This window comes from Bifidobacterium pseudolongum subsp. globosum (genome assembly GCF_000741295.1).
GTDB classification, from domain to species: Bacteria; Actinomycetota; Actinomycetes; order Actinomycetales; family Bifidobacteriaceae; genus Bifidobacterium; species Bifidobacterium globosum.
In genome coordinates this window covers 358,147-371,750 of sequence record NZ_JGZG01000005.1, presented here as the reverse complement: position 1 = coordinate 371,750, position 13,604 = coordinate 358,147, and the positions used below count along the sequence as shown (strand labels likewise).

The window sequence follows — 13,604 nt, the reverse complement described above, 5'->3', positions numbered from 1 at the left end:
AATGATACGTGAGGACTAATGGCTGAGGGTAGTAACGGAAGGCGTCGCTTTTCTGACAAGTGGGGCAAGCATGAGCTCGATGTGCTGGCAGTGCTTTCATCCGCATTCCCGCAATGGCTCACATCCCGCCAAATCGCCCAGCGAGTGAAGGCATACGCCGATTCGTACGGTGAGCTCGCCGACCAAGCCGCAAAGGCGGCATTCGCCAAGCAATTCCAGCGAGACCGCGCCAAACTGGCGGCCATGGGCATCGCGATCGAATCGCGCCAACCCGAGTATTCTTCGAAGTCGGAAGGTCAGGATTTCGCCTCCTACCGTCTGCAGCTCGGCGACGAGCCGCGCATCCGCCTGCGCTTCCAGCAGGCGGACCTGCCCGTGCTCGCCGCGGCGAACTATCTGGCCCGTTCCATGTCGATGTCGTCCGCGCCGGTACATACGCAGCAGCATGCCTCACGCACCGCACCCCGCGTGCCGCAGACGCCGATCCCGGGTCTTGGCCTTGATTCGATGGCTCCGGGTCTGGGTACCCAGCACATTCCGGAGAACCTCGTCAGGGAAGTCGATTCGCGCCGGTTCGCGGCCACCGTGGCCGTGGGCGAGGAGCATCTCAACGTCGCCTACACCGATGCGGACGATCTGGCCATGTTCGTGCTGGAGCACCCCAATTCGTCGGTCGTGAGCCCACCCGAGGCAGTGGCCGCCTTCCGCCGGCGCCTGAACGCAGCCACGCAATTCCAGCTCGCCGATGATTCCGCCAATTCCTCGGCCGCCAAAGTGCGCGCCCAATCCATCGAATCAGCGGATGGCGAAGGCGACGAGGAAGAGACCGACGGCAAACACGGCAAGAAGAGCTCGTTCCAGACCGGCAGCGAAGTGGACCGCAGGTTGCGCCTCATGCTGTTCCTTTCGGCGCATCTGGGCGAGGAATACTCCCTGCCCGAGCTGGCCACCCGATTCATCGGCGAGCCGAAAAGCGACGATGAGCTCAAAAAATACGTGGCCACGATCCACAAAGACATCAATACGCTCACCACGGTCTCCGACGATGGCGAAATGGCCGGTAGCCAGTTCTTCGACATCGACTGGTCGCTCCTTGACGCCGAAGGCATCGTCTCGGCCACCAACTCGCTGGGGTTAGAACGTCTGGCCGGCATTTCGCCACAATACATGAGCATGCTCACCGCCTCGGTGAACTACCTCGCCCATGCGTCGCTGCTGCCCGCCGACCAGCGTGAGCAGGCACAGGATCTCTACGAACGCCTCGTCAAGCATGTCGCACCGGGGGAGACGCCGTGGCTGAGCCTGACCGGCTATGAGGTCGAACCGCGGAGCTTCACTGCGGTCAAGAACGCCATCAAAGAGCACAAGCTGCTCAACATGGTGTACCGAGACGGCGCCGGACGCAATCTGCGCCGTCTGGTGGCGCCATCCAAGATCTACGTGGACGAGGGCGTGTATTACGCGGCCATGTGGACCGATGTGGCCGATGTGGCTCCGCAGGACCTGCAGGAACTCGTGCACAAAGACATGACGATCAACAAGGAGACCGGCGAGCCGCGCATCTGGCAGGTGCTCACAATCTCACGCATCGAAGAGGCGCAGATCGTCGAGCCGACCGCCGAGTTGCATGTGCCCGACGTCTCGGTCAGCGATTTGCGCAAATGGATCACCGACACTGCCACGCCAGCGGTGTTCATCACCGACCAACCTCACCTGCAGTTCATCAAGACGCTTGCGGACGCGCATGTAGAACCATGCGGCGAAGGCGAGAAGGTCCATCTGTTCGTCCGTTCCGATTCGTGGTTCGTCGCGTTCTGCATCGCGCACGCGCGCCATATTGTAGCGGTGGCGCCCGAAACGCTGCGGTCGATGATGGTGGCACGCGCACAACGTGAATTGAGCATCTCCGAGGAGACCGCCCAAGATACAGAAGAATCGGCATCCTGAGGGGAGTGACACCTATGCCTTGGTGGGTTTGGCTTATTCTGGCACTGTTCATGCTCGGCATGCTCATCGCCGGCTGTGTGTATGCGGCGGTGCATGGCATGCGCGCGCTGCATGACGTCAGCAAGACCGGAGCGCAGATCTCCGAACGTCTGGGCCGCATGGGCGAACATGACAGCACGGTGCAGGCTCCCCAACGCCCGATTTTCACCGAACCATTGCGCGTGGCCGCGGAACGCTACTCCGACGCCCATGCGGAGGTCATCGAACGCCGTCAACGGCGCGAGGAACGCCATGTGCGCACATGGAGCCGCTGGTCCACATTCAATGACTGACACCACCGATTGTTTATGACGAGATGAAGGGTTATGGCACGTCATCACAGGTCAAGGAAACCATCACCAGACGATACGGGTGAGGAGCGTGAACTGACGCCAGCCGAACGGTATGCACGGTTCGACCGTGTCAAGCGGCAACGCCGATCCATCGCGGCCAAGTTCGCCGACACACTGCCGTTCGAGCTCGACCGGTTCCAGACGGATGCCAACGAGGCACTGGAACAGGGGTCCAATGTACTGGTGGCGGCCCCGACCGGCGCCGGCAAGACCGTGGTGGCCGACTTCGCGGTCTATCTGGCGCAACAACAGAACGCGAAGGCCTTCTACACCACGCCGATCAAAGCGTTGAGCAACCAGAAATACCATGATCTCGTGGCATTGTACGGCCCGGACAAAGTGGGGTTGCTCACCGGTGACACCTCGATCAATTCCGAAGCCGACATCGTGGTCATGACGACCGAGGTGCTGCGCAACATGCTGTACGAGCATTCCACGACACTGCAGGCGTTGCGCTATGTCGTGCTCGACGAGGTGCATTATCTGGCCGACCGGTTCCGTGGCCCCGTGTGGGAAGAGGTCATCATCCACCTGCCGCAGTCGGTGCGCATCGTCGGCCTGTCGGCCACGGTCTCGAACGTGGAGGATTTTGCGGACTGGATCGCATCGGTGCGTGGCGAGACCAAGCTCGTCGTGTCGGAACACCGGCCAGTGCCGCTTGAGCAATACGTGCTGATTCAGCGCGATCCACGCACCGAACCCGAATTGTTCGACCTGTACCGGCATGACGACAATGGCCGGCCCACCACGAAACTCAATGCCCGCCTGACGAACCGACTCGACGAATACATGCGTCGTGAGCAACGTCGGCGCGGCGCCGAACGGCCGGACAGACGCAAGGGGCGCGGACGCCACGGCAGGCCGGAATCACGGTCGGCGCGTCAGGTGGAACGCTACCAGCCGAAACGCTGGGCGGTCGTGGACGAACTCAATTTCCTGGGCATGTTGCCGGCGATTTATTTCATATTCTCGCGCAACGGCTGCGACGAGGCGGTCGACCAATGCCTTGACGCCGGCCTGCGCCTTACAAGCGACGACGAGGCGCTGCGCATCCGCAGCATCGTCGATGAGATGATCGAAGGCCAGCTGACGCATGACGACCTGAAGACGCTGCATTTCGCGCGCTTCCGTCACGCCCTCGAAGAGGGCTTCGCCGCGCACCACGCCGGCATGGTGGCGTTGTTCAAGCAGATTGTGGAGCGCCTGTTCGAAGAGGGGCTCATCAAGGTGGTGTTTGCCACGGAGACGCTTGCCCTCGGCATCAACATGCCAGCACGCAGTGTTGTCATCGAGAAGCTCGAAAAATACGATGGCACCGGCATCGTGGGCCTCACGCCGGGGGAGTACACGCAATTGACCGGCCGCGCCGGCCGCCGCGGCATTGATACGATCGGCAACGCTGTCGTCGTGGATCACCGTGGATTCACTCCGGAAACGGCGGTCGCGCTGTCGAGCAAGCGTGTCTATCCGCTGCATTCGAGTTTCAAGCCGACGTTCAACATGGCCGTCAATCTGCTCAACACGAGCGATTACGAGACGGCGCGCATCACGCTTGACCATTCGTTCGCCCAGTGGGAAGCGAACGAGTCGGCATGGCAGATCGAGGCGCGCATCGACGCACTCACCGCGGCCCTTGCCGGGTATGCCGAGGCCATGACCTGCGAATACGGCGATTTCACCGACCTGTTGCGCATCCGCATGCAGCTCAACGAGTTGCAGAAGAACGAACGCCGCAAGCTCAAGCATGAGGTGTTCGCCACGAACGCGGACAAATCCCGCGCCTTCCGCCGCCTTGACGCCAGGATTGCCAAACTCAAGGAGCTTGAGCACGACCATCCGTGCAAGCAATGCCCGGATTTCCAGGACCACATGAAGTGGGGGCACCGGTGGATGCGCGAGACGCGTGAACTGGAGCGCCTACGCCAACGGTACGATTCGCGTACCGGCTCCGTGGCGCGCCAATTCGACCGCATCTGCGAGATTCTCGACCGTCTGGGGTACTTGGAACGCACTGATCACGATGGCGTGCGCGACTATACGCTCACCGAGCAGGGCCAGTTGCTGCGCCGCCTGTATTCCGAGCGCGACCTTGTGTTGGCGCAGGCCATCACCGAAGGCGTGCTCGACGACCTGTCGGTCCCGCAGATCGCGGCATTGCTCTCGTCGTTGCTGTATGAGGCGCGCCGTGGCGAAGGGGGAGAACCCCGTCGCTACCCGGGTGGCCCGCATGGCCTTGTCGCCCAACGGGCGCGCGAACTCAAGTACCTTGACGAACAGGTGCTCGTGTTGTGTGAGGACGCCGGCATGGACAGCTATCTGCAGCCACTGGATTTCGGCATTGTGGACATCATCTACGACTGGGCCTGCGGGGACAGTCTGGCGCAGGTGCTCGAACACACCGAATTGACGGGTGGTGACTTCGTGCGCAACGCGAAGCGCCTCGCCGACGTGCTGCAGCAGATTGCCGTGGCCGAACCGTACATGGGGGAGCAGCATGCCATGCTCGCCGCCCGTGCACGTGAGGCGTTCGATGCGGTGAACCGCGGCATTGTGGCGTATTCCGGTGTGGACTGACGCATAGTGCAGGAATAAACCCATCGTCCGAACTGTTTTGTAGCGTGGAATCATTGTGTAATCAAGAGGAGGCACAGGTATGGCGGAACGCAGCCTACGCGGCATGAGCATTGGAGCGAAGTCGCTCGAGTCCGACGACAACGTCGACTTCGCGGCGCGCATGGAGGTCGCATATGTCTGCCCACGCGGGCACCGTACGATTCTGCCGTTCGCCGAAGGAGCCGACATCCCGAGCGAATGGGAGTGCCGTTGCGGCGCGACCGCGCATCGTGAGGACGACAAAGACAACACCGGCGACGACGTCGCCAAGCCGACGCGCACGCACTGGGACATGCTTCTGGAACGCCGCAGTGAGGACGAACTGAAGACCCTGCTGGACAAGCGCCTCCAAATGCACCGGGATGGCTGGATTCCGGACTACGAGTGAGTCCGGCCGTGGGTCCCGCCTCGCCGGGACGCATCTTTGAATGACCAATTGACGAACTAGGGAAGAGGCGGCATGGAATTCGCTCATCCACAACGTGTGGTCCTGTTGGATCTCGACGGCACATTGACGAAATCTGATCCAGGCATCATCGCCTGCGTGATCAAGGCGTTCGAAGCGGTCGGTGTACCGGTTCCTGATCAGGCGGAACTGCAGCGGTTCATCGGGCCGGCGATCTTCGAATCGATGAAGCGCAACCACATTCCCGACAACAAACTCGATGAGGCCGTGCGTGTGTACCGGCATTATTACGGTGACGCAGCGGTGTTCGACGACCCGAACAACCCCGGGCACAAGGTGCCGGGACGGCTGTACAACACGTTGTATCCGGGCATTCCCGAACAGCTCACGAAGCTGCGCGAGGCCGGCTATTACCTTGCCGTGGCCACATGCAAGCCCGAATACCAAGCGAAGCCGGTGTGCGACCATTTCCACATCACCGAACTCGTCGATGGCATCTATGGCGCCAGCACCGACAATTCGCGCGTGGACAAGGCCTCGGTGATCCGGTATGCGTTCGACAACATCGGGTTCAACCGCGAGCTCGATGACCGTGCGCTCATGGTCGGCGACCGTTGGACCGATGTGGACGGCGCCAAGGCATGCGCATTGGATTGTCTAGGCTGCGGCTGGGGTTACGCCGAGCCGAACGAACTGGTCGAACACGGCGCATACCGTGTGATTGACCATGTGGACGAACTGTCCGGAGCCGTGGAGGAATACTTCGCGGGCAAGGCCACTGCATAAGGATTCACAGTAATCCCCGTTTAGCCGATAATGTACGTTATGTCAGATTAGCGATATATGGCATATCCGTTCAGCGGGTATCAATCGTCCCACCGATGATTGATACCCGCTGTTTTGTATCCCATTGGCTGTGCACAAGACTCACCACAGCGATGACGGTTTGTCATCGTCATCGCCGTCACTGCCGCAGCGCTCAGACGGCGCTGGCACATCCTGTTGCACGCTGGCACGTGCCTCCTGTGCAAGCATTGCACGACGTGCTTGCAGATACATCAGCACAAGCTCGACCATCACCAGCGCCACGGCCACAGCCGCGGATGCCCAGCCGAGTTTGGTGTACAACGACCGCGCATGTGCGCCGATTGATGCACTGTTCGCCAGATACACCACGTATGGCGCCGCCAATAGGACGAATGAGGCCACATGGCCGCCGATCACCGTCCAGGTCACCGGACGCACCTCATTGGCACGGCCGTCCCGGTAATGACTGCTCATCACGGTCACCACACAGACAAGCAATGCCACGGCGGCGCCGATAATCCACAGGATGGCTGGTAAAGCGTTCATGACAATGTTCCTTGACTCAATATGGGCTGATCCGCCGCTGTCTGATCCACGTCGGCCAGTGTTGGCGAAACGGCACCAGAATCCGTTGCGAACAGTATCGCCTCACGTGGGACACGCCGTTTGTCGAGCGTCTCACGCAGGCGTTCCGCCGCCAAACGGTTGACCGGCAGTGACCGATCAATGACAGCGGCATCGGTCACCTCCACATGCTCTTCCGTGGCGAGGGCATCTTGGATGCGGTGCCACAGCGCACCAACGGATACGCCGAACACCGCCTCTCCCCTGCTGAGCATCCGCGCCATCTGCTCGCCTTCGACGCATTCCTCGACCTGCTGCCCGTCACAGAGGATCGTCATGTGCTCAAGACGGTCTGAAGGCTGGCGCATCAGGTATTCGACCGCGTTCGTCACGTTCTGCAGGTTCACACCGATATCGAGCAGTTTCTTCGACACGGCCAGGATGACGACATCGCGGAAGGCATACAGACGACGCGACCCCGAACCGGTCGATGGCGCGATGGACGGCACAACGATGCGTTTGCGCGCCCAATAATCGAGCTGCCGGTACGTGATGCCCGCCACACGTGAGGCGACGGTACCGCGGTACCCGAACAACGGTTCATGCAGGTCGCGTAGGGGAAACAACTCCCCCTGCACCATCACATCATCGACATCAATCAATGGCACATCCACATACTTCGGTGAATCCTCATCACCAAGGTGTGCGGGTGTCCCATGGCGTCTGGTCAACGGCGCATTCATTGTCCGCGGATAGCTGAATTGGTGAAATAGACGAGCCTGAATTTGCCGATCATGATTTCGTCGCCGTTTTTGAGCAACGCCTGATCGACGCGTTGACGGTTGACATAGGTGCCGTTGAGGCTTCCCGCGTCCACGACCTCGTACTGCCCGTTCACGCGGCGGAACACCGCATGCGAGCGGGAGACGGTGGAATCGTCAAGCAGGATGTCCGACTTGGGGTCACGACCCACTGTCACTTCGTCCTCATCGAGCAGGTAGCGCGAGCCGGAAAGCGCGGAACGTGTGGCGATGAGCAATGCCGTATTGTCGGCGAGCCGCGTGATGGTCTCGAGGTCCTCCTGCGTCAGCGGGCGGTCGCCTGAACTGGTTACTGGAAATTGAATGGCGGGCAAGCCGATGATGGTCGTCTCGCCTGCGCTTGGAATCGGATCTGTCATAATTCCCTATTCTACAATCTTTGCGAACTTATACCGTTCAACCAGCTGGGTCTGGGTGATATTGACGTCATCCGAGACTTCCGTGGTGACGGTCGCGCCGTATTTCACGGTTAGCCGCGATCCGACGCCACCGGCGAGGTTCACCGCGTTCTGCAGGTTGGACGGGTCGCCGATCGCTTTGACCACATAGGGCGCTTCGAGCAGTTTGCCGTCGCAGATGAGCCCGTTGTCCGACTCACTGACGTAGGTGGACGTCACGACGCGCACATTGTTGATGGCGATGACCTCGGCGCCGCCGTTGCGCAGCTCCTCGATGAGGTTGAACATCGTCGAGGCGTCAATCGGCGCTTTGGTGCCTTGCGTGATGCGCACGACAATGCCCTTGCCGTGGGCCGGCAGCCTGCCCGACAGGATACCGCTCGCTTCCTCGTTTTCCTTCGCGATCTGCGCGGCCTGTGCCTCTTTGTCGGCGGCTTCCTCAAGCGAGTTCAATTGCCTGGTCAGTTCGGCCTTGCGCTGTTCGAGTCGCTGCACCTGTGTGTTGCTCTCGCTGATCAGGCGGGTCAGTTCGGTCTCGCTCATCGTCTCGTAGGTGAGGTCCTTGTTGTTGATCTGGATCACATACCCGTAGGCGAGCAGCGCGCACAGCACGGCGATGAGCACGCCGGTGCCCAAGCGCGCCTTGAGCGAACGGGATGACGTGGACAGCCGCTTGACCTTGCCTTTGGCCTTGGCCTTGCGCTTGCCCACCACCGGGAATGCACCAGTCTGCGTGTTGTCGTTGACCTTGTCTTTGTTGTGCTGTGAGACGATTTTCTTGATGAGGTCGGGTTCCTGCGCCGGCTGGCCTCCAACATCCGGCTCGTCACGCGGCGGCTGTGGCGGTGTGTGTGCGTTGCCCATGCCTCACCCCTGGAAAATGAACCGGCGGATTGCCGAGACGTTCGAGAAGATACGGATGCCGAGCACCACGATCACGGCCGTGGACAACTGCGAACCAACCCCCAGTTGGTTGCCGAGCAGCACGAGCAGTGTGGCGGTGACGACGTTCGAAAGGAACGAAATCACAAAGACCTTGTCGGAGAAGTTGCGTTCGAAATACGACCGCGCGGCGCCAAGCAGCGCGTCAAGCGCCGCCACCACCATGATCGGCAGGTACGGCTGCAGGAATATGGGGATATCCGGTCGCACGAACAATCCCACGACCACTCCGATGATGAGTCCGAGTACTGCTGCCATCACTCCTCCTTCTGTGCATAGGTCAGCTTGCCGATGGGCGCCGCCTCCAGACGCATCGAATCGGTTTTGCTGATCTGCGGATGCATGCCCGACCTGTTGAAATCACTGTACAGCGCGGGGAGCGACCGTTCGCTCATCGCGTCCGCCAGCGCGTTCTTGTCGCCTATCGCCTGAATTTTGTATGGGCTTTCAATGGCCGTGGTGCCGATGAGAATCGAGTTGCCGGCGGTGCGGATCGACGTCTGCACTCCCAGACGGTTGTCGTTGACCGCAATCGCCTCAGCACCGTGTTGCCACATCAATGAGACGAGCAACTGCAGGTCGGTGTCGGTGACGATGCGCAGGCGGTCCGCCGTGGCTTCCCTCGGCAATGATCCGGCGTCATCGTTGCGCGCGGCAAGCGGATTCGCGATCGTCATGACGATCCCCTCCCCCTCGACCGACGTCGCGCCGGCCGCCGCCTCGTTCTCTTTCACGATGCGTTCGGCCGCCGATTGTGTGGCGGCCGCCGATTGCGCTTCGATCTGCTTGCGCAGGTCCATGTTCTCCGATTCAAGCGATTCGAGATGGGCGTTCTCCGCGGTCAGTTCGCTCGCCAACGATTCGCGCACCTGTTTTCGGGGGTCGGTGTTGAGTAGGCGCACGAACTGACAGCCGGCGAACCCGACTGCGATGCAGATGAGGAACACGACTATGCGGGTGCCCCAATACACAATCTTGGAATCCGGCTTGTTCACCAGCCGGGCGTCACTGTACAACTGGTCAACCGGGCGATTGATCAAATCGTCGATGAGTTGCAGCGAATCGGCTCCGGTACGCCTACGCCTTGGGGCGTGCGAGACTTCATCGGGTGCTTGCGCATGGTGCGAAGGAAGGTTGGCGAACCCCACCGAAAACACAGCGCGCCGACGCACCGGTTCCTGATTGGGGGGAACCGGGTACGCCGGCGGTGTGGAATGCTCTTGTGGCAATGGTTATTCTCGATCCTTGCGAAGCAACGATATTCCTTGGCGCAGATACAGCACGCCTGCAAGCCAATATAGTCCAATGCCCCAGATGGCGCAGGCGATGGCAGCCAAGTGTAGCCAGTTGAACGGCATGAATGACCGGTCGATATCGGCCACCATCAGGCCGACAATCGAGATGAGCAGCACCGCCGTGCCCGTCTTGCCGACGAAATGCACCGGCAGCGGCCCGTAATCGCGCTGGGCCAACGCAAGGGTGAGGATGCCCATGATTACGTCGCGCGCAAGTACGAGCCCAACCATCCACCATGGCACCACATTGCACACGGCAAGTGCGAGGATGCTGCACAGGATGAGCAGACGGTCGGCGATCGGATCGAGGATCTGTCCGATCTTGCTCACCTGATTGCATTTGCGCGCGATGAGCCCGTCGACGCCATCGGATGCCGACGAGATGGCGAGCAGGACCAACGCCCCCACCATGCGGTGTCCGGCGATGAGCCATGCGATGAACGGGATCGAGACGATGCGTAGCGCGCTGATCGCGTTGGGCACCGTGACAAACACATCGCGGGCTTCCGGACTGTATTTGCTGTCTTCAGAGGCCATACAACCACAGCCTACATGCGCGACGCCTGGATCGCCGTGACGATGATGCCACGCGCCCCGACCTCGTACAGTTGGTCCATGACCTGATTGACCTGCGCCTTGGGCACCATGACGCGCACCGCGGACCACTGCTTGTCATGCAATGGGGAGATTGTGGGGCTTTCAAAACCGGGCGTGACCGACACTGCCGCCGAAACCTTCTCGACTGGGATGTCGAAGTCCATCAGCACATACCGTTTGGCGGTGAGTACGCCCTGCAGACGTCGCGTCAGACGAATGAGCCGGTCATCCCGCGCGTCCAGACGCGGGGACCGGATCAGCACCGCTTCGGAATGCACAATCGGGTCGGCGAAAATGCGCAGACCCGCATTGCGCAGCGTGGTGCCCGTCGACACCACGTCGGCGATGAGGTCGGCCACACCGAGCTGCACCGATGATTCCACCGCGCCATCCAGATGAATCGTTTCAGCTTCGATACCCTGCTCCACAAGATAGTCGTGCACAAGCTTGTCGAACGAGGTCGCCACGCGCTTGCCTTGGATGTCAGCGAGCTCACGGATGTCGGAGTCCTGTGGGGCGGCGAAGCGGAACGTCGAAGCACCGAATCCCAAGTCCATCACTTCTTCGGCGTCAGTGCCCGAGTTCAGCAACAGGTCATGGCCGGTGATACCGACGTCGATGGTGCCCCGACCCACATACACGGCGATGTCGAGCGGACGCAGGTAGAACAGCTCCACATCGTTGTCGGGGTCTTCCACAACAAGTTGGCGTGGGTTGCTCCGCAGGCGGTAGCCGGCTTCGGAAAGCATGGTCCATGCCGGTTCTGAGAGCATGCCTTTGTTGGGTACTGCGATTCGCAGCATGGTGTTCCTCCAGATGTTGTGCCGTGCAGGGGGCGCAACGGCAAGGCGCCTTCGGGGGCGCTGTCCTCACAGATTCTTGTAAATGTCGTCGAGCGTGATGCCACGGTCAATCATCATGACCTGCACATGGTACAGCAGCTGGCTCATCTCTTCCGCGGTGCGGTCCACGCCCTCGTATTCGGCGGCAATCCAGGTCTCACCGGCCTCTTCGATAATCTTCTTGCCAATGAAATGCGTACCCTTGGCGAGCTCGTCGACGGTCTTGGACCCTTCGGTGCTTGCGGCGGCCTTGGCGCTGAGCTCTTCGAACAGCGATTCAAACGTTTTCATGGTGCGGTGATGCTCTCTTTCCAACAATGGGGACTGGTTCGGTACGTATGCGCTCAGTCGCGGTAAGCGGCGGCCGCCGCGTCGCGAATCTGGTTGATGGCCGCCGCCGGGTCTTCGGCGCCGTATACGGCGGAACCGGCCACGAGGATATTGGCGCCGGCTTCGGCCACAATCGGCGCGGTCGTGGGGCTGACGCCGCCGTCGACCTGGATGTTGGTCTTGAGTCCACGGCGGGTGATCTCGTCGCGCAAACGGCGCACCTTGGCCATCTGGTTGGCGAGGAACTTCTGGCCACCGAAGCCCGGCTCGACCGTCATGATGAGGATTGTGTCGAATTCCTCGAGGATGTCGAAGATCGGTTCGACCGGTTCGGCCGGACGCACCGCGAACCATGCTTCGCAACCCATGTCGTGCAGCTGGCGGGCCAGACGCACCGGAGCGTGAGTGGCTCCCATGTGGAAGGTGACGGAATGCGCACCGCGCTCAGCATACCCGGGCGCCCAACGGTCCGGGTCCTCGATCATCAGATGTACGTCGACCGGCAGGTCGGTGACTTCGCAGATGCGCTTGACGACGGGCTCACCGATGGTCAGATTCGGCACGAAATGGTGGTCCATCACGTCGACGTGAACCATGTCGGCATTGGAGATCTTCTCAAGATCCCGCTCAAGATTGCAGAAATCCGCGGATAGGATGCTTGGTGCGATTTGAATTTCCATGATTCCCATTCTAAATTGGCTTGGCGACGAACGTCAGTTCCGCGAAGGCTTGGCTTTGCGCTCCTGCTCCCGTTCAAGGAGCTCACGTGCCTCGAGCTCGGTCGATGTGCGCAGCCGTTCGGCGAGCAGGAGCGTGGGCCGACCGACCCGTTGGATGACGATGAACGCGATGGCGCCGGCGATGAACACACAGATAGAGACCCAGACATTGACCCGCAAACCGAGAATCTCGTGCGAGAAATCGATGCGCAACATCTCGATCCATGTGCGGCCCGCCGTATACCAGATCACATACAGCGCGAACAGCGATCCAGCCTTGAGCAGTTGCACGGTCTTGTGTCCGATCCAGATGATGAGCGCGGCGCCGATGAGGTTCCAGATCATCTCGTACAGGAACGTGGGATGGAACAGCGTGCCGGTCGGACATGTGGCACCGTCGTAGCATTGTTCGCTGTTGCCGATGGCCGTGCCCTGCGTGTTGAGTTTCAGCCCCCATGGAAGCGTCGTCGGCTTGCCATACAGCTCTTGGTTGAACCAATTACCCAAGCGGCCAATGGCCTGGGCCACAAGCAACGCCGGTGCGATGGCATCGGCGAGCAATGCCATCGGGTAGTGCTTGTGCCGCATCCACGCCCACGCGCCAAGGGCGCCAAGCACAATCGCACCCCAGATGCCAAGGCCACCGTTCCAGATGCGGAACATCTCCACCCAATCGCCGTTGGGGCCGAAGAAGCGTTCCGGCGTGGTGATGATGTGGTACAGACGCGCGCCGATGATGCCACAGGGCACCGCGACCAACGACGTGTCGAGGATCTGGTCAAATGTGCCTCCGTACCGCTTCCAACGGATGCTGGTGATCCATACCGCGGCGATGATGCCAAGGAGCATGGTGAGGGCATAGATGTGAATCGTCACGGGACCGATCTGGAACTCCGAGATGGTCGGCGATGGTATATAGGCGAAGTTCATA

Annotated in this window: 16 protein-coding genes; 5 read left to right on the top strand and 11 right to left on the bottom strand. The window is 60.8% G+C overall.

Annotated elements, in window-relative coordinates; all coding sequences use genetic code 11:
• Positions 1 to 18 precede the first annotated feature (18 nt).
• The 5 genes from BPSG_RS03810 (at position 19) to BPSG_RS03790 (ending at position 6,144) form a co-directional block, all read left to right on the top strand.
• Positions 19 to 1,947, top strand: coding sequence for a helix-turn-helix transcriptional regulator (locus BPSG_RS03810; protein WP_026643041.1), 1,929 nt, complete (start codon positions 19 to 21; stop codon positions 1,945 to 1,947).
• A gap of 14 nt (positions 1,948 to 1,961) precedes the next feature.
• Positions 1,962 to 2,279, top strand: coding sequence for a hypothetical protein (locus BPSG_RS03805; protein ID WP_026643040.1), 318 nt, complete (start codon positions 1,962 to 1,964; stop codon positions 2,277 to 2,279).
• A 33-nt stretch (positions 2,280 to 2,312) separates the two neighbouring features.
• Entirely contained in the window at positions 2,313 to 4,913 is a 2,601-nt protein-coding gene (locus BPSG_RS03800) for a DEAD/DEAH box helicase (RefSeq protein WP_051591916.1), read from the top strand.
• 79 nt (positions 4,914 to 4,992) lie between these two features.
• Entirely contained in the window at positions 4,993 to 5,340 is a 348-nt protein-coding gene (locus BPSG_RS03795; RefSeq protein ID WP_022857488.1) for an RNA polymerase-binding protein RbpA, read from the top strand.
• A 72-nt stretch (positions 5,341 to 5,412) separates the two neighbouring features.
• On the top strand, positions 5,413 to 6,144 hold the full coding sequence (locus tag BPSG_RS03790) for an HAD hydrolase-like protein (protein ID WP_026643038.1): 732 nt from the start codon (positions 5,413 to 5,415) through the stop codon (positions 6,142 to 6,144).
• Positions 6,145 to 6,285: 141 nt separating this feature from the next.
• Here BPSG_RS03790 and BPSG_RS03785 read toward each other — a convergent pair whose 3' ends face one another.
• From BPSG_RS03785 to lgt, 11 genes are all read right to left on the bottom strand, one after another.
• Positions 6,286 to 6,711: a hypothetical protein gene (locus BPSG_RS03785; RefSeq protein WP_051591915.1), complete on the bottom strand. Its 426-nt coding sequence runs from the start codon at positions 6,709 to 6,711 to the stop codon at positions 6,286 to 6,288.
• The gene (locus BPSG_RS03780) at positions 6,708 to 7,370 is read right to left on the bottom strand and encodes a MerR family transcriptional regulator (RefSeq protein ID WP_099309761.1); all 663 of its coding nucleotides are present in this window, start codon (positions 7,368 to 7,370) and stop codon (positions 6,708 to 6,710) included. Before BPSG_RS03780 ends, BPSG_RS03785 begins: the two co-directional genes overlap by 4 nt.
• Before the next feature lie 98 nt (positions 7,371 to 7,468).
• The gene (locus BPSG_RS03775) at positions 7,469 to 7,909 is read right to left on the bottom strand and encodes an FHA domain-containing protein (protein WP_026643037.1); all 441 of its coding nucleotides are present in this window, start codon (positions 7,907 to 7,909) and stop codon (positions 7,469 to 7,471) included.
• Positions 7,910 to 7,915: 6 nt separating this feature from the next.
• Positions 7,916 to 8,812 carry a DUF881 domain-containing protein gene (locus tag BPSG_RS03770; RefSeq protein ID WP_080699160.1) on the bottom strand — a complete coding sequence of 299 codons (897 nt, stop codon included), beginning with the start codon at positions 8,810 to 8,812 and terminating at the stop codon, positions 7,916 to 7,918.
• Positions 8,813 to 8,815: 3 nt separating this feature from the next.
• Entirely contained in the window at positions 8,816 to 9,148 is a 333-nt protein-coding gene (locus BPSG_RS03765) for a small basic family protein (RefSeq protein WP_026643035.1), read from the bottom strand.
• Complete coding sequence (locus BPSG_RS03760; RefSeq protein ID WP_026643034.1) at positions 9,148 to 10,119, bottom strand: DUF881 domain-containing protein; 972 nt, start codon at positions 10,117 to 10,119, stop codon at positions 9,148 to 9,150. Before BPSG_RS03760 ends, BPSG_RS03765 begins: the two co-directional genes overlap by 1 nt.
• Before the next feature lie 3 nt (positions 10,120 to 10,122).
• Positions 10,123 to 10,722 carry a CDP-alcohol phosphatidyltransferase family protein gene (locus BPSG_RS03755; protein WP_026643033.1) on the bottom strand — a complete coding sequence of 200 codons (600 nt, stop codon included), beginning with the start codon at positions 10,720 to 10,722 and terminating at the stop codon, positions 10,123 to 10,125.
• An 11-nt stretch (positions 10,723 to 10,733) separates the two neighbouring features.
• Positions 10,734 to 11,585: an ATP phosphoribosyltransferase gene (gene hisG, locus BPSG_RS03750; RefSeq protein ID WP_026643031.1), complete on the bottom strand. Its 852-nt coding sequence runs from the start codon at positions 11,583 to 11,585 to the stop codon at positions 10,734 to 10,736.
• A 66-nt stretch (positions 11,586 to 11,651) separates the two neighbouring features.
• On the bottom strand, positions 11,652 to 11,915 hold the full coding sequence (locus BPSG_RS03745) for a phosphoribosyl-ATP diphosphatase (protein WP_026643030.1): 264 nt from the start codon (positions 11,913 to 11,915) through the stop codon (positions 11,652 to 11,654).
• 53 nt (positions 11,916 to 11,968) lie between these two features.
• Positions 11,969 to 12,634, bottom strand: a complete 666-nt coding sequence (gene rpe / locus BPSG_RS03740; RefSeq protein WP_026643029.1) for a ribulose-phosphate 3-epimerase — start codon at positions 12,632 to 12,634, stop codon at positions 11,969 to 11,971.
• 33 nt (positions 12,635 to 12,667) lie between these two features.
• Complete coding sequence (gene lgt, locus BPSG_RS03735) at positions 12,668 to 13,603, bottom strand: prolipoprotein diacylglyceryl transferase (RefSeq protein WP_033502081.1); 936 nt, start codon at positions 13,601 to 13,603, stop codon at positions 12,668 to 12,670.
• Between the last annotated feature and the right edge of the window lies 1 nt (position 13,604).

Excerpts from the sequence above, each read along its gene's own strand:
- BPSG_RS03810 (WP_026643041.1), top strand. The coding sequence starts at position 19 with ATGGCTGAGGGTAGTAACGGAAGGCGTCGCTTTTCTGACAAGTGGGGC.
- BPSG_RS03805 (WP_026643040.1), top strand. The coding sequence starts at position 1,962 with ATGCCTTGGTGGGTTTGGCTTATTCTGGCACTGTTCATGCTCGGCATG.
- BPSG_RS03800 (WP_051591916.1), top strand. The coding sequence starts at position 2,313 with ATGGCACGTCATCACAGGTCAAGGAAACCATCACCAGACGATACGGGT.
- BPSG_RS03795 (WP_022857488.1), top strand. The coding sequence starts at position 4,993 with ATGGCGGAACGCAGCCTACGCGGCATGAGCATTGGAGCGAAGTCGCTC.
- BPSG_RS03790 (WP_026643038.1), top strand. The coding sequence starts at position 5,413 with ATGGAATTCGCTCATCCACAACGTGTGGTCCTGTTGGATCTCGACGGC.
- BPSG_RS03785 (WP_051591915.1), bottom strand. The coding sequence starts at position 6,711 with ATGAACGCTTTACCAGCCATCCTGTGGATTATCGGCGCCGCCGTGGCA.
- BPSG_RS03780 (WP_099309761.1), bottom strand. The coding sequence starts at position 7,370 with ATGGTGCAGGGGGAGTTGTTTCCCCTACGCGACCTGCATGAACCGTTG.
- BPSG_RS03775 (WP_026643037.1), bottom strand. The coding sequence starts at position 7,909 with ATGACAGATCCGATTCCAAGCGCAGGCGAGACGACCATCATCGGCTTG.
- BPSG_RS03770 (WP_080699160.1), bottom strand. The coding sequence starts at position 8,812 with ATGGGCAACGCACACACACCGCCACAGCCGCCGCGTGACGAGCCGGAT.
- BPSG_RS03765 (WP_026643035.1), bottom strand. The coding sequence starts at position 9,148 with ATGGCAGCAGTACTCGGACTCATCATCGGAGTGGTCGTGGGATTGTTC.
- BPSG_RS03755 (WP_026643033.1), bottom strand. The coding sequence starts at position 10,722 with ATGGCCTCTGAAGACAGCAAATACAGTCCGGAAGCCCGCGATGTGTTT.
- hisG (WP_026643031.1), bottom strand. The coding sequence starts at position 11,585 with ATGCTGCGAATCGCAGTACCCAACAAAGGCATGCTCTCAGAACCGGCA.
- BPSG_RS03745 (WP_026643030.1), bottom strand. The coding sequence starts at position 11,915 with ATGAAAACGTTTGAATCGCTGTTCGAAGAGCTCAGCGCCAAGGCCGCC.
- rpe (WP_026643029.1), bottom strand. The coding sequence starts at position 12,634 with ATGGAAATTCAAATCGCACCAAGCATCCTATCCGCGGATTTCTGCAAT.
- lgt (WP_033502081.1), bottom strand. The coding sequence starts at position 13,603 with ATGAACTTCGCCTATATACCATCGCCGACCATCTCGGAGTTCCAGATC.